Source organism: Xanthomonas hydrangeae (assembly GCF_032697525.1).
Classification (GTDB): Bacteria; Pseudomonadota; Gammaproteobacteria; order Xanthomonadales; family Xanthomonadaceae; genus Xanthomonas; species Xanthomonas hydrangeae.
The window spans coordinates 4,644,922-4,667,497 of the sequence record NZ_CP103836.1; the positions used below are offsets into that span (position 1 = coordinate 4,644,922).

The 22,576-nt window shown below is 63.2% G+C and carries 8 protein-coding genes; 1 reads left to right on the forward strand and 7 read right to left on the reverse strand.

The features are described from left to right. Positions 1-9: 9 nt before the first annotated feature. Positions 10-1,821, reverse strand: a complete 1,812-nt coding sequence (locus NYR97_RS19620; RefSeq protein WP_316698380.1) for an EAL domain-containing protein — start codon at positions 1,819-1,821, stop codon at positions 10-12. 776 nt (positions 1,822-2,597) lie between these two features. Between NYR97_RS19620 and NYR97_RS19625 the strand changes: the two genes are divergently transcribed. Next, positions 2,598-12,794 (forward strand): autotransporter-associated beta strand repeat-containing protein, encoded by a 10,197-nt coding sequence (locus NYR97_RS19625; protein WP_316695342.1) that lies wholly within the window; start codon positions 2,598-2,600, stop codon positions 12,792-12,794. 226 nt (positions 12,795-13,020) lie between these two features. On the opposite strand, the gene NYR97_RS19630 is transcribed toward NYR97_RS19625, so the two are convergent. The 6 genes from NYR97_RS19630 to NYR97_RS19655 form a co-directional block, all read right to left on the reverse strand. Beyond that, a complete protein-coding gene (locus tag NYR97_RS19630; RefSeq protein WP_316695343.1) occupies positions 13,021-15,801 on the reverse strand; it encodes a S8 family serine peptidase in 2,781 nt (926 codons plus the stop codon). 787 nt (positions 15,802-16,588) lie between these two features. Then, positions 16,589-17,140, reverse strand: coding sequence for a hypothetical protein (locus tag NYR97_RS19635; RefSeq protein ID WP_316695345.1), 552 nt, complete (start codon positions 17,138-17,140; stop codon positions 16,589-16,591). A 400-nt stretch (positions 17,141-17,540) separates the two neighbouring features. Beyond that, positions 17,541-19,022: a S10 family serine carboxypeptidase-like protein gene (locus NYR97_RS19640; protein ID WP_316695346.1), complete on the reverse strand. Its 1,482-nt coding sequence runs from the start codon at positions 19,020-19,022 to the stop codon at positions 17,541-17,543. A 324-nt stretch (positions 19,023-19,346) separates the two neighbouring features. After that, positions 19,347-20,726 carry a sensor histidine kinase gene (locus NYR97_RS19645; RefSeq protein WP_316695348.1) on the reverse strand — a complete coding sequence of 460 codons (1,380 nt, stop codon included), beginning with the start codon at positions 20,724-20,726 and terminating at the stop codon, positions 19,347-19,349. After that, positions 20,723-21,409, reverse strand: a complete 687-nt coding sequence (locus NYR97_RS19650; RefSeq protein WP_316698384.1) for a response regulator transcription factor — start codon at positions 21,407-21,409, stop codon at positions 20,723-20,725. Before NYR97_RS19650 ends, NYR97_RS19645 begins: the two co-directional genes overlap by 4 nt. 142 nt (positions 21,410-21,551) lie before the next feature. Continuing rightward, positions 21,552-22,523: an aspartyl/asparaginyl beta-hydroxylase domain-containing protein gene (locus tag NYR97_RS19655; RefSeq protein WP_316695349.1), complete on the reverse strand. Its 972-nt coding sequence runs from the start codon at positions 22,521-22,523 to the stop codon at positions 21,552-21,554. Positions 22,524-22,576 lie beyond the last annotated feature (53 nt).

A 22,576-nucleotide genomic window follows, 5' to 3' on the forward strand; every position in this document is an offset into this window, starting at 1 on the left:
ACCCTGCGCTCACGGCAGTCGCTGCGCGGCCAGCGCCTGCGCAACGTAAGCGGCCACCAGGTGCGCTTCCATCGGGCGGGCGAGCAGATAGCCCTGCGCTTCGTCGCATCCCCAGCTGCGCAACAGCGCAATTTCGTCGGCATGTTCGATGCCTTCGGCCACGGTGCGATAGCCCAGCGCATTGGCCAGCCGCACCACCGCCTCGGCGCGCATCTGCATGCCGGCCTTGGTGGCGATGCCGGTGACCAGCGAGCGATCGAGCTTGAGCACGTTGACCGGCAACTCGGTGAGGTAACCGAAGTTGCTGTAGCCGGTGCCGAAATCGTCGATGGCCACGCTGACGCCGGCATCGCGCAGTGCGCGTAGCCGAGGGACTGCTTCCACATTGCTGCGCAACCAGCGGCCTTCGGTGATTTCCAATTCGATCCGCGAGGTGGGGATCGCCAGTTCCCTGCAGCGATTGATGACATCCGCAGCCAGATTGAGGTTGCCGAAATCGCGTGAAGACAGATTGATCGAGATCGAGAAATCCAGCCCCTGCGCCCGCCACTTGGCCAGCTGCACCAGCGCAGTTTCGATCACCCAGTTGGTGACGGTGCACATCAGGGCGGTCTTTTCGAACAGGGGAATGAATTCGTCCGGGCCGATCGGACCCAGACTGGTGTGGTGCCAGCGCAGCAGCGCTTCGAAACCGATCACCGACAGGTCGGCAAGGTCGATGCGCGGCTGAAACACCAGCCGGAAATCACCGGCGTCCAATGCACGTTCTGCGTCCAATGCCAGGCGGTAAGAGCGCTGAATCGCATCGTCGTGCAGGGCGCTGTACCAGCACACGATGGCGTGGTTGTTGATCGCATCGCCCAACGCCACTAGCCCCTTGCGCATGACATCGTTGGTGTCGGGTTGCTGCGGCGCAAAGCGCACAACGCCGGCGTGAAAGGTCAACGACATCGGCACGCCGGCTGCATCCATCGGCTGATGCAGCATGTCCCGCAGATCAAGCAACAGGTCTTCCATCTCGTCGGGCGCAGAGTTCAACAGAAAGAACGCAAACCGCATCGGTGCCACGTGATACACGGTGGCCTTGCCACGCAGTGCGCGGGTCAGCACGTAGCTGGCGTGCCGTATCAGCTCTTCCAACGGTTGCATGCCCAACGCCTGACGCGCTTCGTTGGCGGCCTGGGTGTCGTAGACTTCGATGAACGAGGCGATGGTCGGCACGCAGTGGCTGCCGAAGGCGAGGGCATCCAGATCCGATTGCAGCTGACGCGCATTGAGCAGGCCGCTATGCGGTTCGCGACGGCCGGCGCCGAACTGCAATTCAAGTTGCGCGGCGGCCACGTTGGCGAACATCAGCAGTTGCTGATGCTCCTGGCTGGCCAGATGGCGCTCACGCGTATCGATCACGCACAGCGTGCCGGAGACACCGGTTTGCGGCGTGCCGACCGGCACACAGGCGATGAAGCGCGCCGGCAATCCGGGAAACGCTGCATCGCCCAATTGAATTGGTGCCAGCGCGGAGTGACCGATCAACTCGGAAACGCCGTTGGCGGCGGCATTGACCTGGCAACACGACGCGATGGCCTGTTCGACATGGCCGATGCTGATGCCGCGCGCCGCCAGTACACGTAAGCGGCCGCCTTCGGTAATGGTCAGCGCAGCAGCAGGCGCTACCAATGCATGGCAGACCAGGCGTGCGATCTGATCGAGCGGCTCCATCCCGCCCAGATCGATCGGCACCCCCGACCAGTCGGCATGCCGTTCCTGCGTTTTGTTGTCCAGAGCAAGCGTCATGTCATCAGAGTCCGTGTTGAAGATCACACACTGCATGGCTACTAGAAACAAACCGGAGTCATCGGCAGGTGACGAACATCTGGGATCTGCTCCACATCCCCTGCCCGATGTAATGCACGAAAAAACGGTATCACATCAGCAGACTCTGCAAGCGTTGTTTCAATAATTTTCGCTCAGTGCAGATACTCGGTCGGCTGGGATCCAATGGAAATTTTCATTGGTATTAATCCAGAAAAACGATTGCAATAATTCTCCAAACGATTGCAATGATTCTCCAAACGATTGCAATACAAGTCCCTGGACTGCTGGCTGCATATACGAATTTTTTGCATCGCAGCATACTTGAATAATATGCCATGCCTGTTGTTCGGTTCGCTAGCAAGGCTGGGCGCGCGCATCTTTCCTTTCTCATCCAACAGGCTCATCTAATCAGATTCCGCGTAGATCGTGGATATATTCCCATTTTCATGGTGAAGCGGGTGGTGCATGGAGCGTGCGCCATTGCGGATGAGGCTCGTCGTTACCTCTAGCGAGCCCGAGCAAACCAGTCGACAGATTTTGTTTGTGTAACGGATGAGTTTATGGTTAGTGATATTCCGCACAGTTTCATACATGTCGCTTCGCCTATTAATCGCAGCATGTTCTTTATCGAGATTGGTATTAAACGCCGTCACGCTTGAACTGCCCAGGTCTGAAGCAGTACATCCTGTTTTAAACCGACTCAACCATTGGTCAACTCTCGTCTTTGAAGGCGCGTGCATGGGCACACGCCGGTCTCTGTACGGCAATCAGGGGAAAATGAAATGAATCGTGCATTTGCGCTGGTCTGGAACGCGGCGATTGGCAATTGGGTCGTGACGCATGAGTTGGTGCGTCGGCGGCGCAAGTCCGGGGCAACCCGTCGTTGTTTGTCGAGCCTGGTTGTGTTGGCGGTGGGGGCCGCTGCTCCCGCTCTGGCCTGGGGAGCATGTACACCGGCGCTACCTGCGGCGGGCGCAACCGTCACCTGCACCGGATTGCCGATCACCAGCAACAGTTTCGCCAGCGGCGCAAACAACTTGACCGTCAATGTCGCAGCCGGCACGCAAATGACTGCCGGGTTGCTCGGTGGCACAGCCATCGCGCTCAGTGGTACCAACGCCACGCTCAACAACAGCGGCACCGTCGATCCGTCGGTGCTGGGTCTGTTGTCGGTGTTGAGCACCGGTGTCACCATGGGCAATGCCAGTTCCACGTTGGTCACTGCCAATAACCTAAGCACCGGCACGATCTACGGCACCGGCGGCCTGCTCGGTGCCAACCTGCTCAATCTCGACGGCATGGCGCTGGGCATTACCTCGGCCAGCAATGGCGTTGTGCAGATCAACAACGCAGGCCTGATCGATAGCCGTGCATTGTTGAATCTATCGGTACTGAGTTCCGATACGCCGGTGATTGCGGTCAGCGGCGGCGGTACCGTCAATGCGGTCAATACCGGCACCATCAACGGACGTGTGGGCTTCCAGAGTTCGGCCACCGGCAATACCTTCGTCAACTCGGGCACCATCAACGGCAGCGTGTCGATGGGGGCGGGCAGCACCAACAGCTTCACTGCGGTGACCGGCGGCAGCGTCAACAGCAGCGGTGGACTGGCGCTCGAACTGCTGGGGCCCGGCGGCTTGCTGAGCTTCGCGCAGACCGGCGTGGTGGATGGTGGTGCAGGCGGCACCAATACATTGATCCTGCAGAATTCAGTAACCGGCACCGGCACTGGCAGTACCGGTGTTGGATCGCTCAGCACGGCGCAGTACATCAATTTCGGCAGCCTGCGCGTCAACAGCGGTACCTGGTCGGTCGGTGGCGGCAGCAACTTCGGCAGCAGCGCGCTCAATGGCGGCGTGTTGCAGTTCGCAAACCCTGCCCAGCTCGGCACCAGCATCGCTGCCAATGGCGGTGCACTGGAAGCCACTGCCGCAGGGTTGACGTTGAATCCCACCGGCGGCATCGCGCTGGGTGCAGGTGGGTTGACCTTGCAAGGCGCCAACGGCTTGACCGTCACCAGCCCAATCACCGGCACCGGTGCGCTGACCAAGACCGGCACCGGTGCCCTGGGTTTGAGCGGTGCCAATACCTTCAGCGGCGGCGTGAACCTGCTCGGTGGCGCGCTGACCGTCGGCAACAACGGCGCGCTGGGAAGTGGCACCGTCAACGCAACCGGCGGCAGCGTGCTTTCAAGTGCTGCAGTCGATTTGCCGAATGCGTTCGTACTCGGCAATAACGTCAGCATCGGTGGTGCCAACAACGTGCGGCTCGGCGGTGTTGTCAGTGGAACGGGCGCGCTGACCAAGGTCGGCACCGGCACGCTGACCCTTGGCGGCACCAATACCTACGCCGGTGGTACCTCGCTGGGTGCTGGCACCGTGCTGCTGGAAACCTCCGGTGCGCTCGGCACCGGCACGGTGACCGCAGCGGGCGGGCTACTGGATACCACCGCTGCGCTGACACTGAACAATGCATTTGCGCTGACCAACACCCTGGGCCTGGGTGCCAGCAGCAACGCGCTGACCTTGAGCGGCACGCTTGCCGGTGCCGGTGGCATCAACAAGACCGGCACCGGCACGCTCGCGCTCAACGGCACCAACACGTATACCGGCGGAACCACGCTGGCATCGGGCGCATTGCAGCTCGGCACGGCGTCCGCACTGGGAACGGGCGCATTGAATGTCACCGGACCGGCCAACCTGAGCACCGGCGCTGCGTTGACGGTGGCCAACGGCATCAACCTCGCAGGTCCGTTGAACTGGACCGGCGCGCAGGCGCTGACCCTCAGCGGTGCCATCACTGGCGGTGGCAGTTTGATCAAGAGCGGTGCGGGCGACCTCACGCTGACCAACAGTAATGCCTATACCGGCGGTACCACGCTGAGCACCGGGCGGCTGGTGGTTGCCTCCAACGCGGCGCTGGGCACCGGCACGCTGACCGCCAGTGGCGGCGTGCTCGATGCGGCCACAGCGGCGACGCTCGGCAATGCCATTACGTTGACCGACACCATGGGCGTTGGCAGCAACGGCACCGCCTTGAACTTGACCGGCACGATTGGCGGCAGCGGTACGTTGAACAAACTCGGCACCGGCACACTCACGCTCGGTGGGCTCAATACCTATGCCGGCGGCACGCTCCTCAATGCCGGCGTCCTGCAGGTGACCAATGACGGATCACTCGGCAGCGGTGCATTGACCGTCACCGGTAATGCCAGTCTGCAGGGCACGGTACCTACCACGGTGGCCAACGATATTGCGCTGACCACCGGCGCGCTCAGCCTTGATGGCACCCAGGCACTGACCCTGAGCGGCGATATCAGCGGTGCGGGCAGCCTGATCAAGTCCGGTAGCGGTGACCTTAGCCTGAGCGGAAGCAATGTGTACAACGGTGGTACCACGTTGAGTACAGGGCGTTTGTTCGTGGGCAGTAACTCTGCGCTGGGTCTTGGGACACTCAGTGCCGCTGCCGGCACCACGCTGGATTCGACAGCGGTGACCACGCTCGCCAATGCCATCGCATTGGCTGGCGCAGTCGACATCGGAGGCAGTAACGCACTGACGCTCACCGGCGCAATCACGGGCGCCGGCAGTCTCGACAAGCTTGGTCCCGCCAGCCTGACCTTGTCGGGCAACAACACCTATGCCGGTGGTACGCGGCTGTCCGCAGGCAGCTTGGTGCTCGACAGCGATACCGCACTGGGCACAGGCACCTTGACCATCGGCGGCGGCCTGCTCGACAGCACCGCGGCACGCATCGTCGATAACAACGTGGCACTGGAAGCGGATCTGCAACTCGGCGGCAGCCAGGATCTTGCGCTCAACGGCGTTGTCAGCGGCGTGGGTGGGTTGATCAAGGACGGCGGCGCCACACTCACCCTGGGGGGACCAAACACCTTTGCCGGCGGCGTGGATCTCAATGCAGGCGCGTTGCTGATCGGCAACGCCACTGCACTGGGCAGCGGCGTGCTGACGGCGGCCGATGGCACGCAACTGCAAGCCACCACGGCAACCACGATCGGCAACGATGTCGCCTTGAACGGCGCGCTCTCGCTTACCGGCAACAACGATCTTGGCGTGACCGGCATCGTCAGTGGCGCAGGTAGCCTGATCAAGCAGGGTACTGGTGCGCTTACGCTCTCCGGCAACAACCTCTACACCGGTGGGACCGTGCTGGACGCCGGTACGTTGGTGGTCGGCAGCAACACTGCACTGGGCACCGGCGCACTCACTGCTGCCGATGGGACGCAACTCACTGCCAGCACTGCAGTGACGTTGCAGAACGCGCTCAACGTTGCCGGTCAACTCGGCATCGATGGCCAGGACCTCACGCTCGATGGCGTGATCGATGGCGCCGGCAGCTTGATCAAGAATGGTCCCCAGACGCTCACCCTCACTGGCAACAATACCTGGGTGGGCGGCCTGCAATTGCAGGGCGGCGCGTTGCTGGTCGGCAGCGATACCGCACTGGGATTAGGCACGCTGACTGCGGCAGCTGGCACCACGCTGGATGCCACCACCGCAGTGACACTGGGCAATGCGCTCGCATTGAACGGCGCGTTGACGCTGCCCGGCACGCAGGACACCACGCTCAATGGCGTGATCAGCGGCATCGGCAGTCTGGATAAACAAGGCGCGGCCACGCTGACCTTGAACAACGCCAACAGCTTCAGCGGCGGCGTTGCGCTGGATGCAGGGCGTGTGGTGCTGGGTAACGACACTGCGTTGGGTGTGGGTGGTCTGCTGGTCGGCGGCGCTGCGGAACTGGATACCAATGCAGCGCTGACGCTGGGCAACACGGTGCAGTTGAACGATCAGCTCACCCTGATCGGCAGCAACGATCTGACCTTGAACGGTGCCATCAGCGGTACCGGTAGCCTGATCAAGAATGGCGCCACCACGTTGTCGCTCAATGCAGGCAACACGTACGCAGGCGGCACCACATTGGCGGCGGGCACCATTGCGGTCGGTGCGAACGATGCGCTTGGTACCGGCAGCCTGTCGGTCATCGGCAACGCGGCGTTGAGCAATGCGATCGCGGTGGCATTGGGCAACGACATCGCACTTGGCGCAGCGCTCACCGTGGACAACGGCGCAGACATGCTGGTCAGTGGCAACATCAGCGGTGCAGGCGATTTGATCAAGACCGGCGCCGGGACCCTGACCTTGAATGGCAGCAACAGCTACACCGGTCCGTTGGCGATTCAGGCCGGCACGCTGGTGGCCAGCACCGGCGCGGCGCTGGGCAATGCCAGCAACGTCGATGTGGCGGCGGGCGCGGTGTTGAATCTGACCAACGGCGGCTTGATCACCGCGCTCAGCGGTGCCGGCAATGTCGACACCGATGCGGGCGGTACGCTGCAACTGGGCGGTGGCGATTTTGCCGGCAGCCTGGGCGGTGGCGGCAATCTGGACAAGGTCGGCACGGGCACGGTGCGCTTGCTCGGCGCCAGTGCAATTGGCGGTGCCACGCAAGTCAGTAGCGGCACCTTGGATGTGATCGGCAGTCTCGGCACCAGCGCGTTGAACGTGGCGCTCGGCGGCACGCTGACGGGCACCGGCACCAACGGCAGTGTGGCCAGTGGCGTCACCATCGGCGATGGCGGCCGGCTTGCGTTGACCAGTGGCTCCTCGCTGAGCGTGGGTGGCTTGTCGCTGGCACCGGGGGCGTTTGTCGATGTTGCGCTGGCAGCGCCGAGCAATACGCGTCTGCTCGCCGTCAACGGCGATCTCACCCTGGACGGCACGCTCAACATCACCGACATCGGTGGCTTCGGCACCGGCGTGTATCGCTTGATCGACTACACCGGCCTGCTCACCAATAACGGGTTGGCATTCGGCGTGATTCCCGGCAGCGTGGATCTGAGCCAGCTCGCCCTGCAGACCGCCATCGGCCAGCAGCTCAATCTGGTGGTCACCGCGCCGGGCAGCATCGTGCAGTTCTGGGATGGCGTGCAGACCACCGCCAATGGCACCGTCGATGGCGGCGCCGGCACCTGGGGTGCGGCCACCAACTGGACCAGCCAGGACGGCACCGCCAACAGCACCTGGCAGGGCGATTTTGCGGTGTTTGCCGGTACCGCAGGTGCGGTGGGCGTGCAGGGCACGCAGAGCATCGGTGGCCTGCAGTTCGTCACCGACGGGTATCAGTTGACCGACGCCGGCGCCGGTGCGCTGGACGTGGTCGCACCGTTGACCGCAGTGCGTGTGGACCCGGGTGCAACGGCCACGATCGACGTCGCGATTTCCGGCGTTGGTGGCGTGGAGAAACTCGACACCGGCACGCTGGTGCTCGACGCGGCCAATAGCTACACCGGCGGTACGGCACTCAGCGGCGGCACCCTGGTGCTTGGCGACGCGCAGGCACTCGGCACCGGCACGTTGACTGCGGCAGCCGGCACCAACCTCGATAGCAATCAAGCATTGGCAGTGGGCAATGCGGTAGTTCTCGGCGGTGCGCTCAATCTGGTTGGCAGTAACGATCTGACCTTGTCCGGTGCGATCAGCGGTGCGGGAAGTCTGATCAAGAACGGTGCGTCCACGCTGACGCTGGATGGCGCCAACAGCTATGTTGGCGGCAGCGTGTTGAACGCGGGCACGTTGGCGGTTGGCAGCAACAGCGCGTTGGGTGTCGGCAGCCTGTCTGTGCTGGGCAATTCCACCTTGAGCAACGCGATTGCGCTGGCCTTGGGCAATGCGGTCAATCTGGGTGCCGATCTGACCATTGCCAGTGCAGACGATCTGGCACTGACCGGCGCCATCAGCGGTGCCGGTGCGTTGACCAAGAATGGGTTGGGCACACTGACCTTGTCCGGCCCCAACAGCTTCACCGGCCCGGTGGCGGTGCAGGCCGGCGTGCTGGCGACCGCTGCACCTGGTGCGCTGGGGAATGCCAGCGCAGTGGATGTCGCGGCAGGCGCCGGGCTCTCGTTGGGCAGCAACACGGCGTTGGGTGCGGTGACCGGGCAGGGCAATGTCGCGATCCTTGGCGGCAATACGCTGCAGCTGGGCGTCAACAACGTCAGCAGCACCTTTGCAGGCAGCCTGAGCGATGCCGGCAATCTGGAGAAGGTGGGCGCAGGGACGGTGCAGCTCACCGGCACCAGCACGCTCGGCGGCGCCACCCTGATCACCGCAGGCACGCTGGATGTGGATGGCATTCTGGCCAGCACCGGCGGTGTGACCGTTGCAACGGGCGGCACGCTGAGCGGTAGCGGCGAGGTCGCCGCACCGGTCACCGTCAACGATGGCGGGCGCCTGGTGGTGACCAGCGGTACGGTGTTGACCACGGGCACGTTGAACCTGGCGCCCAACGCAAGCATCGATGCCTTCCTCGGTACACCGAGCACCACGGGTGTGTTGGCGGTCAATGGCGATCTCACCCTGGACGGCACGCTCAACATCACCGACATCGGTGGTTTCGGAAATGGCGTGTATCGCCTGATCGATTACACCGGCGCACTGACCAATAACGGTCTGGGCTTCGGCACCATTCCGGGCACCATCGATCTCACCCAGTTGGCGCTGCAAACCGGGTTGTCGCAACAGGTCAACGTGGTGGTCTCCGCACCCGGCACCAACGTGCAGTTCTGGGACGGTGCGCAGACGCTGGCCAACGGCAGCATCGATGGCGGCGCAGGCGTGTGGGCAGCCGGTCCGACCAACTGGACCACGGCCGATGGCTTGCTCAACAGCGACTGGCAAAACAGCTTCGCCGTCTTCGCCGGCCCGGCAGGTAACGTAGGCGTGCAGGGCACACAAGGCATCACCGGGATCCAGTTCGCCAGCGACGGCTATGTGCTGAGCGATGCCGGCGCCGGTGCACTGAGCGCCAATGCGGCCACCACCATCGTGCGCGTCGATCCGGGCGCCACCGGCACCATCGATGTGACCATCGGCGGCACCGGCACGCTGCAGAAACTCGATACCGGTACATTGATCCTGGGCGCCGCCAACACCTACACCGGCGGCACCGCACTCGGTGGCGGCACGCTGGTGTTGGGCGATGCACAGGCATTGGGTACCGGTACGCTGACTGCGGCAGCGGGCACCACGCTGGATACCGATCAGGCACTGACGGTCGCCAATGCGCTGGATCTGAGCGGTGCACTCACGCTGGCGGGCAGCAACGATCTCACCCTGACCGGTGAGATTGGCGGTGCCGGTGGCTTGATCAAGAACGGTGCGACCACGCTGACGCTCAGCGGCAACAACAGCTATGCCGGCGGCACCGTGCTCAGCGATGGCACCCTGGCGGTCGGCAGCAACACCGCGCTGGGTAGCGGCGGTTTGTCGGTGGTCGGCGATGCGGTGCTGAGCAATGCAGTTGCCGCAACACTGGGCAATGCGGTCACGCTGGGCGCTGCGCTCACTGTCGATAATCCGGCGGATCTGACCCTGGCCGGCGACATCAACGGCAGCGGTGCATTGATCAAGACCAACACCGGCACGCTGACGCTCGATGGCAGCAACAGCTACACCGGTGGCACCACGCTCAACGCCGGCACGCTGGTAGGCGATAGCGCAAGTTTGCAAGGCGCGATCGTCGACAACGCGACCCTGGCATTCAATCAGGTGGGCGATGGTGTGTTCACCGGCTCGATCACCGGCACTGGCACCGTGATCAAGGATGGTGCCGGCGCTCTGTTGCTCAACGGTGCGAATGGTTACACAGGTGGCACCACGATCGTTGCAGGGACGTTGATCGGCGACACCACCAGCCTGCAGGGCGACATCGCCAACAACGCGGCCCTGGTCTTCAATCAGGCCACCGGCGGCGTGTATGCAGGCACGGTCAGCGGGACGGGTTCGCTGCAAAAGGCTGGCACTGGCGTGTTGCAGTTGATCGGTCCCAACAGCTACACCGGCGGCACGGTGGTCAGTGCCGGTACGTTGATCGGCAACACCACCAGCCTGCAGGGCAACGTGGTGGACAACGGCACGCTGGTGTTCGATCAGGCCACCGATGACGTGTTTGCCGGCGCCGTCAGCGGCACCGGGAGCGTGATCAAGCAGGGTACGGGCGCGCTGACGCTTGTCGCTCCCAATTCCTATAGCGGTGGTACTACGATTGCCAGCGGCAGCCTGATCGGCAACACCACCAGCCTGCAAGGCAACATCCTCGACAACGCGGTGCTGGTGTTCGATCAGGCTGGCGCCGGTACATTTGCCGGCAACATCACAGGTAGCGGTGCGTTGATTAAGACCGGGGCCGGTGCACTCACGCTGGATGGCGTTAACGCCTATCTCGGTGGCACCACCATCGCTGCCGGTACGCTGGTCGGCGATACCGACAGCCTGCAGGGCAACATCGCCAATAACAGCGCGCTGGTGTTCCAGCAGACCACCAATGGCACCTACGCAGGGACCTTGTCGGGCACTGGCAGCCTGCTCAAGGATGGTGTGGGTACCTTGCTGGTCACCGCAAACAGCAGTGGCTTCACCGGGCCGACCACGATCGCCGCAGGCACCCTGAGCGTAGGCAACCCGGCCAATCCGGGCGCTGCGTTGGGCGGACCGGTCACGGTGGGACCGGGCGGCACGCTCACCGGTAGCGGCAGCGTGGGCAGCCTGATCTCGGGCGGCACCGTTGCGATCGGCGGCACCACCGGCACGATCAGTGTCGGCGGCAATGCCACGCTCGGCAATGGCTCCACCTTGCTGGTTACGCCTGGAGCAGGTGGCGCGGTTACACCCATCAGCGTGGGCGGTGCGGCCACGTTGTCCCCGGGCAGCACTCTGCAGTTGGTGCGTGCGACGGATCTGCCGTTGTTTACCGAGATTCCGGTCATCAACGCCGCTGGCGGGCTCACCGGACAGTTCACCAACGTTGTTTCTGATTACGCTTTTGTAGAGCCGAACGTTAGCGCCAGCGCTACTGCGTTGTCGGTGTCGCTTGGTCGCAATACCGTCGCGATGGTCGACGCTGTCAACACACCCAACCAGCAAGCTACTGCGTCTGCGGTAGATGGGTTGCCGACCACCAATCCTGTTTATCAGGCAGTCGTACGCCTGCCCGACGATCCGGAAGCAATCCGCACCGCGTTTGCCTCGCTGTCTGGCGAAAGCCATGCCAGCACGGCCACCGCGTTGCTGGATAGCCGCTTCCTGCTGAGCGGCGTCGGCAACCATCTGCGTGGCGATAGCCAGGACGCGCGCGTGGGAGACACCACGGTATGGATCACCGGTCGCAGCCTGCCCAATCGTATCGATGGCAATGCCAATGCGGCCTCGGTACGGCGCGAGGACAACGGCATCATGGCCGGCGCAGAACGGCGCATCGGCGAGCGCAGTGTGCTCGGTATCGCGGTCGGTAATCAGGACATCGAAACCCGCTCGCGCGAGTCCTTCGATCGCTCCGATATCGATGGCACCCATGCCGGCATCTACGGCCAGGCCGAATGGTCCGCGTTCGCGCTGCAAGCCTCGGTGGACTATGCCGATTACAGCGTGGACAGCACGCGTCGGGTGATGCTGCCCGGCGTGCTCGAAGAGCGGCTGAGCAGCAATTACGATGCGAAGGCCATCACCGTGTCGCTGGAAGCGGCCTGGAATCTGCGCACCGGCAACGCGGTGTACAGCCCCTTCATCGCGGCCGACTACACGCATCTGAAGACCGATGGTTTCAACGAGCGCGGCGGCATTGCCGGGCTGTCGGTGGACAGCGCCAAGGACGAGTACACCACCAGCACGGTGGGTGTGCGTGGGCGTTGGCAGCTGGGCCAGGCGGCCGGGTTGTATGCGTCGGTGGGTTGGCGGCACGCGTTCGGCGACCGCGCTGTGGAACGTTCTGCCGGTTTCATCGGCACCGGCTCGCAGTTCTCGGTGCAGAGCGTCACCCTGGCGAAGAATGCGGTGGTGGGCGAATTGGGTGTCAGCCTGATCACCTCGCCTGCCAGTCGCCTGTCGTTGTCGTTGCAAGGGCTCAACGGCGATGGCCAGACCGCTTACGGCGGCCAGGTCACCTGGGGCTGGAACTTCTGATTCACTGCAGACCAAAAAGCCCCGGCACTGCCGGGGCTTTTTTTGGGCCGATACAAAGGCACGCACATACAGCGTCATGCTTGCACTTGCACTTGCACTTGCAGTTGCAGCGCACCCGCAATCGCTGGTCGGCTGCGTCGGCAACCGCAGCGTGGGCGTCGTGCATGCCGACTCCGCGTACCGGCCATGCAGCCTTGCGGCCACACTGCCGGTCTGCAGCCGGCGCTTAGAACTGCCAGCGCAGGCCGACATTGGCGTTGACGCTGTTGGCATCCGAACGACCACGCTCGGCACCCACGTTGCCGTAGATCGAGAACGCATCGTTCACCTGGTAACGCACACCGACCGAGGCACGCAGCGATTGCTTGGACACCGGCTCGCCGGCGACGTTGAAGCGCGCTTCCGGCAAATCGGTGAACCATGCGGTGAAGTCGGCGTTCGGGTTGCCGAACAGCGAGCGGTAGGCAACCAGACCATCGAAGCCCCACTTGCCGCGCGTCAGATGGCCACGCACGCCCACTTCGCCGTAGCCCGCGCGTAGCGTGTCGCTGTCGGCACTCAAGCCCAGGCCGGTGGCCGATGCTTCGCTGAAGGCATCCTGCTTCTGGCTGACCACACCGACGGCGACGAACGGCGACAAACCCGCGTGCGGCAGCAGGCCGAGTTCGGCGCGCAGCGACCAGTTGGTGTCGTGGCGACGATCCTGCAGACGCTCGCCGATGCTGCCCGCTTGCACGCTGCGTTCGGTTTCCACATTGCTCATGCCATACGAACCGATGCCCGAGAGGTAGGCCTGGCCGATCGGCTGATACAGATACGCCGTCATCGCATAACGGTCCGAGCGCAGACGGCTGGCCGAGGCATCGATGTTTGCACGGTCCTGACCCGAGCTCACCGCCGCACCCACGACCGTGCCGGTGCTGCCCACCGGAAGATCCACACCGAAGGTGGTGGACTGCTGGGTGTAATCGGCCGAGTCGAAACCGTTGCCGCCCAGATTGCCGTCCAGATAGCTGCCCTGCATCCAGGTGGTCAGCGTGGTGGTGTCGGCCAGGTAGGGCAGGCGATCGGCAGCCACGCGCGCATCGTTGAGTGCGGACTGGAAGCCCAGCGTGCGCTCGATGCCGTGTACCTGGCCAGCCAGGGTCGGCAGCGACGCGGCAACCTGCGCATCGGTGGCCGCCAGCAGCGAGCCGGTGGCGCTGATCAAACCACCCAGATTGTCGGTATCGCCCGAAGCCACACGCGTATCCAGCACCTTGACCAGCGTATCGGCCTGCGCGGCACCGTTGACCACCGATTGCGGCGCACCGGCCGCTTGCGCGCTGGCAGCGGAGGCATTACGCGTCAGCGTGGCGGTGACGGTGGTGGGGTCGTAGGCGAGTGAGGCGGTCCAGAAGAAATTGTTGGCGTACTGCACGCGATCGAAGGTGCCCTGCAGGTTGCCCGCCTGGACGATCTTTTCGCTGCTGCCGACGGTGTAGCCAGCCGCTTCCGGCAGCAACAACAGATTGCCCTTCAGGCTGGCCTGGCCGGTGACGGTCAGGCCCTTGCCCAATTCGAGTGCGGTGGTGCCGGTGTTGTTGACCAGGCTGTAGTTACCGTTGATCACACCGCCGTGCGATTCGAAGGTGGCCGAGTTGAGCACGATCACATCCGAGCGCAGGCTGCCGGACAGTGCGAGCACGCCGTCGCTGACGCTGGTGCCGCCGGTGTAGGTGTTGTTGCCGGTGAGCGTGAGCTTGCCGGCGCCGTTCTTGGTCAGGTTGCCCGCGCCGGAAATGTCGTTGCTGAAGGTGCTGTCGTAACCGGAGGTCACGTTGGCCGACCAGTTGTTGATGAACTGTGCCGGTCCCTTGATCGCCTTGGCCGCATTGACCAGGCCAAAACCGTACAGCGCATCCACGCCGGGGTCGCCCAGATCGGTAGCGGTGGTCAACAAGGTCTGCTGCAGGTTGGAGGCGCTCATCCACGGATACACGCCCAGCACCTGCGCCGCCACGCCGGTGACGGCAGCGGTGGAGAACGAGGTGCCGGCGATCTGGCCCTGCAACTCGGTGCCTGCCAAGGCCGGGGCGAAGTAGCTGCCCGGCGCCACCAGGCACCACTGCGCAGCGGCGCCGCAATGGTTGGAATAGCTGGTCAGGCCGGCGGCATTACCGGCGCTGTCGATATTGATTGCGCCCACTGCCAGCCAGTTGTTGCGCAGGCTGGCTTCCTGCACCGGGGTGGCCGCCGGGTAGGACGCTTCGGACGCACCTTCGTTGCCGGTCGATGCCACGATCAGCGCATCGGCCTGCACCAGCGGAGCCAGTGCGAACTTCCAGGCCAGCGCGGCGTTCGCGCTGCTGGCAGCATCTGCATACGAGGCACCGATCGAAAGGTTGGCAATCCGCACGCCGGCAGCCGCCAGATCCACCGCGGCGCGGCGAGCCTGCTGGGTGCCGCAGGAATTTTCGGCGCAGATGCGCGCATAGAACAGGTCTGCATCCGGCGCGACACCCCCGGCAAAGCCGTCCTGCGCCGACCCCAGCACCAGCGCCGAGATAACCGTGCCGTGGCCACGCAAGGCATTGGACGAAGATTCGGGCGTGCCGGGGCTGGCGGTGTAATCGTTGAAGCTGTCGACCTTGCCGCTGATCGGCGCGTAGCTGGGCACCAGGTTGTCGTCCAGCACGGCCAACTTCACGCCCTGGCCGCGGGCACCGGCCTGCTGTGCCAGATCCGCATTGGTCGGCACCAGCAGGTTGCTGCCCAGGCCCTGGTAACGGGCCGGTGCCGGAGCGGTCTTGGGCAGCGGGTCGGCCGTGGGGGGTGGCGGGGGCGCAGTTGGCATCGGCGTCGGCGCCGGTGTCGTCGGAGTTGCAGGTGCAGGCGTGGACGGCGTCGGGGTCACAACCGTGGTCTGCGGCGGGTCACTGCGGACGTTGCCGCCACCGCCACCGCCGCCACAGGCGGTCAGGACGAGGCAGGATGCGATGGTCGTTGCGAGTAGCGAGCGATTCATAGTTTGTTTAATCCGGTCATTTGGCGCGCCGCTACTGCTGAATATCTGAATTTGGCGCAAAGGTTTCCCACGTCGGCGGTCGCGCAGACGGAGGCATTTAATTTCACGGGTTATTCACTTTATTCTTCGCTGATCCGTCCCTTCGGATAAACGACGCTTAGAACGCGGGGAATGCAGTGATGCATCCAATCGTGTGCTTGCGAGATTGTTTAACGGCGCTATCCAGAAACTCTAAAACCTGAATGGTCAGTTGCAATTCAGAGAAAAAGCGAGCCGATAGACATCGGCGACTTAATCCATAGCGAGAAAGGATTAGAACGCCGCAAGCAAGCTCTAGTACAGAGGAAAGTCGGAGCGAACGCGACCGTAAAACATCACATTTCTCAGGGGGCGGCAATCCTAAATGCGATTGCTATCGCAGTGAATCAGGGATATACCTCAAGCTGTCGGTGAAGTCCTCACACGCTGTAGCGGATTCGACCGTAAGTTAGCGAATCTAACGGGCTCTGCCGTATGAGCGGCGAATGGTTTTTCCCGCGATATACAAGCAGCAGGATTTTTATCGCCGGTCAATGTTTAAATTAGTATATTCACATGAATTTATACTAAGCAGCCACAACCAATGGAATCGATTGTGCAAAATTCAATGGTTTTGGCATACCAATCGGCCTAGATATCTGTATGGGCAGCTAGCGTGATTGGAGTGGTTGCTCGATAGAAGCCGAGTCTCTTCAGGCACGAAAAACGCCGTTGCTGCTAGCGAACAGGCGCTTTTTTAGTCCAGCGATCAATCGGGCAATAAAAGATTGAAGCCCAGCGTGAACCACGGCGTGTTGTCTGCGCCATGCTGATACCCGGCCAGTAGATCAATGCTTGCACGCTCGCCGAGCAGGCGCCGCAGTCCAGCCTGCTGGGCAAAACCGCCACGGTCGTCGCCAAACGCCTCGGCCAGCACCGTCCAGGCCGGGCCGAGCGTGTACTCCACGCCCACGCTTGCCGTCAGCGCCATCGCCGCGCCTCGGGGTGTGTTTGCGCCCACGTTCAGATGCAGCAAGCTGCGTCGGTCCGCATCCAACGCGATGCTCACCGGCACATTGAGGATCAGCCCATCCAGCCGCTGCCGGCGCATATCCCAGTTCGCCCCCAGCGAGGCACCCATGCCCCAGCGCTGCTGGTCCAGATCGCGAAACAGCCGCTTCACGCCCAGAGCGGCGATACCGGCCCGGGGTTGGTCGCTGAATGTCGACAGCCCAAGGCTGACTTCGTTGCCGGCCCAGGTGCAGGCAGGCACGGCGGTCAATTCGCGCCCCGGGTGCGAGCCACGTAGCCAGGTTTCCACCTGGCAGCGTCCTTCAGGGGTCAGAGCGGCATCGTCGGTGCGGCCTGCGCACGGGACGCAAGCACGGACGCAGCTGCCAGCAGCAGGGCGGGGAACAGCTTCAGGGACATCGGCACTCTCCAGGGTCGGAGCGCCAAAGACCGCGCCTTGGGTCTAGCTGGATTGTGTGGGTAATGCAGGCAATGCGTGGGCGCAAGCGCACGCATTGAGCCCCGCCCTGTGCGGACGGAGCCGACCTTGGGTCAGGATCCGTCGGCGCAGGTGCCGCGACGCAATCGACTATGACTGTCCAAGGAGCAGGCCTCTGGGGTGGGGGACGAAAAACGTGGCGCATGATGCGCTAGAGCCCGCAATGAAATCAATCCGGGCATGTGCACTCCGCACACGCGTGACATAACGCTCAACGGGCTGTTTTCGCGATGAACGCACGCAGATCCTCGGCCAGATGGCGGCGCTGCTTTGGATCCTCGGCGATGCCATGTCCCGCCGGGTAAGCGGCCGATGTCCAGCGCGATCGATCGATCTCGGCATGATCGAGCAGATAGAGTCCCCGGTAGAGCGGCGTGGCCGTGTCGTAATAGCCGCCTGCGGTAAACAGCTGCAGTTTGGGATTGGCGTGCATGGCATCGACGAGCCACTCAGTGGCATCGAGGGAGTCGTCGTGGACTTCCTCGGAGGCGGATGGTGTGCGGAAGTACCAGTTGCCGTTGTTGATGCTCAGATTCAACGGGCGATAAGGTGCTGCCACCCGATATCCCAACGTTGCCAGATACCGCTCCATCAGCGCTGCAGGACGTTTGCCGAGCGTCATCGATGGGTCGTTGTACGGGTCGGCAAGCCCTTCGAATTCCGCGCCGCCCACCACACGGGTATCCAGACTGCCGACCTGGCCGTTTGCATGGGGCAGGACCAGATGCTCACCGAATTGCTTGCGGTCGATGCGTAACCTGGACGCTTCCAGCACATCGGCCGGCACGCCGGTCTGCGCGCTCATTTCGGTGGCAACCGCCTGCAGGCGTTGCTTCGACACGCCATAGCCTTCGAGCAACGCCGGTGCATAGCGATCGCGCGCAAACTGCAGCGCATCTTCATAGGCCTGCTCGGCCGACGAAGCAGCAGCGCGTCGGGCACCGTGCACATAGGCCGTGGTCGCCAGGCTGGGCAACAAGGTCAGCGCGGCGAGATCATCGTCCTGGTGATTGCTCAGGAACAACGACAGCAGCATGACGCCCGACACGTTGAGCCTTGGCTTGGCTGCATCTTCGTGCAATACCGCCAGACTGCGCATGGTTCCGTAACTTTCTCCCAGCAAAAGCTGCGGCGCGTTCTTGCGGTGATGGGCAACCAGCCAGGCGTCGATCACCGCGACGATCGAGCGTGCATCGCCGGGTGTGTTCCAGACGCTGGACGCATCCGTACCAGCAAACGGAAAGCTGGCGCCGGTGCCCAGTGGATCGATGAACACCAGGTCCGTGGCGTCCAGGATGCTGTCGGGGTTGTCGCCAATCGCGCCAGTCGCTGCATCGTAGAGACGCGGGCCGATGCCTTCCATCTGCAGCGACCACGATGCCGCGCCCGGGCCGCCGTTGTAGACGAAGGTCACCGGTCGCTCGGTCCCGGGCCTGGACCGGGCCACATACGCCTGAGTCACGATCGCACCGATGCTGCGTCCGTCCGGGTCGCGCACCGGCCACTCGCTGACGGTGGCGCTGTACCGCAGTCGCTGGCCGCGCAACCGGAGCACGTGCGAGGTGGTCACTGGTAGCGCCAGCGGCCGGGTGCGTGTCGCAGTGGGCGCGAACGCATTGCGTGCGGCATCTGTAGCCGGTACATCTGGAAGTGCTGCCGCACGCGCGTCTGCAACGGCCAACGTCACGAGCATGAAGACGATTTTTGCAAAAGGACGCATCGGCATTTGTCTTTGGAAGGGAATGGACTTTACGCAAACCGCATGCCAGTTCGGTCGCACTGCTAGCGTGTCGTTACGCGCCGCTGGACGAGGGTTTCTAACCATGCACGGCGGGGGCGCGCACCACCTGAGTGGTGAGCTCAGCCTGCCTGGGCGACGGCTTGCGTTGCAAGCCATCAGCGACGGCTGATGTCCGCGCGGACGTCCGCCACGCCGGAGCGGACGTCCGCAGACACTGCAGTTTCTGAAAACTGCTTGCCAGCCTTTCCAGCGATGCTGACTTGATGGGCGACTTGATTACGGATTGAAATCGATCATCGCCAGGGTGCCTTCGGCGATCGTCGACTCCAGATGCAGCCGCCAGCCGAAGCGCTCGCAGATGCGCCGCGTCAGGAACAGCCCCAGACCCGAACCGCCGCCTTGCTTGACCGAGTGTTTCAGCGAGGCTGTGTAGTGCTCGGCCGCCTTGGCGGTGTCGAAGCCTTCGCCGGTATCGCGAATGTAGAGTTTGTTGTTGATCAGCGAGACGCGGATGTCGCCCGCATAGGTATGGTCGGCCGCATTACGCAGCAGGTTGCCCACGGCAATACGCACCATCGATTCGGACGCGTGCAAGATCAGCGGCTCCAGCGCATCGATGTGGTACTGCACCGGCTTTGCCGAGACCAGATACAGATGGTCCTGGACCAGATCGGGAAGCAGTCCGTGCAGGACGGTGATCTCCTCGCGCTCGGCAGGGGTTGGTTCGCGCGAGAGATACAGCAGCGCTTCCATGATCTGCTTGAGGTTGCCCACGGCCTCATCGATGCGATGCAACGGCCGCTGCGCGCGCTCCGGCAGCTGCTGCTTGTGCAGCACATCGGCCGCGCCGGAGATAACCGCCAGCGGCGTGCGGAATTCGTGGCTGGCCTGGTCCAGCAGACTGCGCTCGCGTTCGATCGCGCGCGCTACACGTTCCAGGTGCGCGTTCACCTCACGCGCAATCGTATTGAGCTCGCTCTTGCGGTAGTCGGTGGGCAGCCGTTGCGCGGGTTGCAGCGGGTCCAGCTGCCGCATGCGCCGTGCCAGGTCGGTGACCGGCCGGGTCATACTGATGAAGAGCCACCAGATCACCAACGCGATCATCGCCAGATTCAACAGCATGAACAGCACGCTCACTTGAACGCTTTCGTTCTGCTTGTCTTCGAGCTCGGTCATATCGATGCTCATGACCAATCGCCCTTGCGGCAACGTGGTGATCAACACCGAGTAACTGCGATCGGGCCGTGTCTGGCCCGGGGGTTCAGCGAACGGCCCCCAATGCGGTTGCAGGATGTTGATGAACTTCCTGGTCAGGAACGGGGCTCCCTTGGCGGCTTCAAGATCGCCTTCGCCGTAGTAGCCAGGCGCCAGCGCAGCGAAGAAGGCCGGCATTCCTGCGGGGAGTTCCGCAGGAACTGACACCAGCCAGCCCTGCACCGGGCCATCGGTGGGGAGCGCGCTTTGCAACTCGGCCGCAGGCAGGTGCGCAATGCTTTGCGTGCTCGAGGTGAGCAGCTGTTTCCAGATCGGAGCTTCGATCAACTCCTGGCTCAAGAAACCTTGAACCGCCAACCCCAGGGCAAGCATCGCGCCGGACACGATCAGGCTGCTGCTGATCAACCACTGCAGACTTCCCAAGCGTGCGCCCAATCTCATCGCGTCCCACCACCCAGGCGATACCCGACACCGGTGACGGTGTGCAGCAGCTTGTGTTCGCCGCCCTGGTCCAGGGCACGCCGCAACACATGCATGTGGGAACGCAGCAGATCGCCTTCGGGCAATGCGTCGCCCCATATCAGGCTTTCCAGTCGATCGCGGCGCACGATTCTCGGGGATTCGCGCATCAGCAATTCCAGCACGTTGCGCAAGGTGCTGGAGAGCACCACGCTGCGCGCGCCGCGCGAGACCTTCAGGCTGTCCAGGTCGAAGCGCAAATCGCCGACCTGCAGCAAGTGCCCCGCTGTTGCTGCATTCGCGCTGGCTCTGCCCACCATCACGCGCAGGCGCATTTCCAGCTCCGGCAGCGCGACCGGTTTGACCAGATAATCGTCGGCGCCGTTTTCGAACCCGAGCAGCTTGCCCTCCAGCTGATCCTTGGCAGTGAGCATGATGATCGGCGTGCGGCAGCCATGGTCTTCGCGCAACTTGCGCAGCACGCTCATGCCATCCATGCGCGGCAACATCCAATCCAGAATGATGGCGTCGTAGCGATTGCTGATGGCCAGATTCAGGCCGGAGTTGCCGTCGGGCGCGGCATCGGGTTGATGCCCGCATGCCTCCAGATAATCGAAGATATTAGCCGCCAGTGCGCGGTTGTCTTCGATAATGAGCACCTGCAATACCTGGGCATGCTGGATGGGGCTGGAGGTCATTGAATCGGCGCTTTTCATGGTTGGAAACATCATACGCAGCATCGCGTCCATGCAGTCGACCAGCTCGCGTAACAGGCGGCCGATCGACAACAGCAGGGCAGGGGGATGATCAAACATGCAGCAGCCAACGCCCGACGCCGATCACGCCGGCCAGGCTTGCCAGTGCAATGCCGACCAATAGCAGATTGATTGCCCACTTGATCGCGTTGTAAGTCGGCCGATGACGCGCACGCAGCTGTTTTCCACGTGCCATCAGCGGGCTGATCCAGGTGAACAACGCACTCGCCGGGCCGCGCTTGTCGCGGGTGTCGTTGGGGGTCATTGCGGCGCGCGCGAGCTGTGAGTACAGCAGGTTAAACAGCCGTCCCGGCCAGCGCATCGGCCTGGCAACGTCGCACATCAAAATCAGGCGTGGCGCGTCGGTGTCGTTGCGGACGAAATGCAGATAGGTTTCGTCGAAGATGAAAGCCTCGCCATCGCGCCACGCACGCGTCTGGCCATCGACGTCGATGAAGCATTGCGCGGCATTGGGCGTGGCCAGGCCCAGGTGGTAGCGCAACGAGCAGCCCAATGGGTCGGCATGCGGTGTGAGCCCGGAGTGCGGCGGCAGGATCGCAAACATCGCCGCCTTGACCTGCGGATACTGCGCCAGGATCTGCAGCGTCTTCGGGCAGCTGGAACGTGCCGAAGCATGCGTATAGCCATACCAACGTAGGTAGTAGCGGCTCCAGCCATATTTGTAGAACGTGCGAAATCCCACATCGAACGAGGCGACCGAGCCTTCCCGGCGCGCCTCCTCGAAACTGCCGCCTGCCTGGATGACCAATGCTTCATCGCGCATCACTTCCCAATGCTGCGCAAGCGTTGCCAGCGCTGGATAGGCATCCAACGCAACGAACGGACCACGTGCCGCGCGTTTGGTAAACGCGTAGAGAATCACGTTGGGCAAGGCGAACACCGGCCAGCTCTTGCGCAGATATTGCTTCAGGCTGGCATAGCGCGCTCGACCGCGATACCGGTAGACGTAGGTCATCGCTGCGATCCAGCTCGCCACCAGGCACAGCAAGGTCCAGGCGATCATGCTGCGCTCGCGCGCAGGCATCGCTTACATTGCCGCTGCATGGCGGCGGCATG

Excerpts from the sequence above, each read along its gene's own strand:
- NYR97_RS19625 (WP_316695342.1), top strand. The coding sequence starts at position 2,598 with ATGAATCGTGCATTTGCGCTGGTCTGGAACGCGGCGATTGGCAATTGG.
- NYR97_RS19645 (WP_316695348.1), bottom strand. The coding sequence starts at position 20,726 with ATGAGATTGGGCGCACGCTTGGGAAGTCTGCAGTGGTTGATCAGCAGC.
- NYR97_RS19655 (WP_316695349.1), bottom strand. The coding sequence starts at position 22,523 with ATGATCGCCTGGACCTTGCTGTGCCTGGTGGCGAGCTGGATCGCAGCG.
- NYR97_RS19630 (WP_316695343.1), bottom strand. The coding sequence starts at position 15,801 with ATGAATCGCTCGCTACTCGCAACGACCATCGCATCCTGCCTCGTCCTG.
- NYR97_RS19640 (WP_316695346.1), bottom strand. The coding sequence starts at position 19,022 with ATGCTCGTGACGTTGGCCGTTGCAGACGCGCGTGCGGCAGCACTTCCA.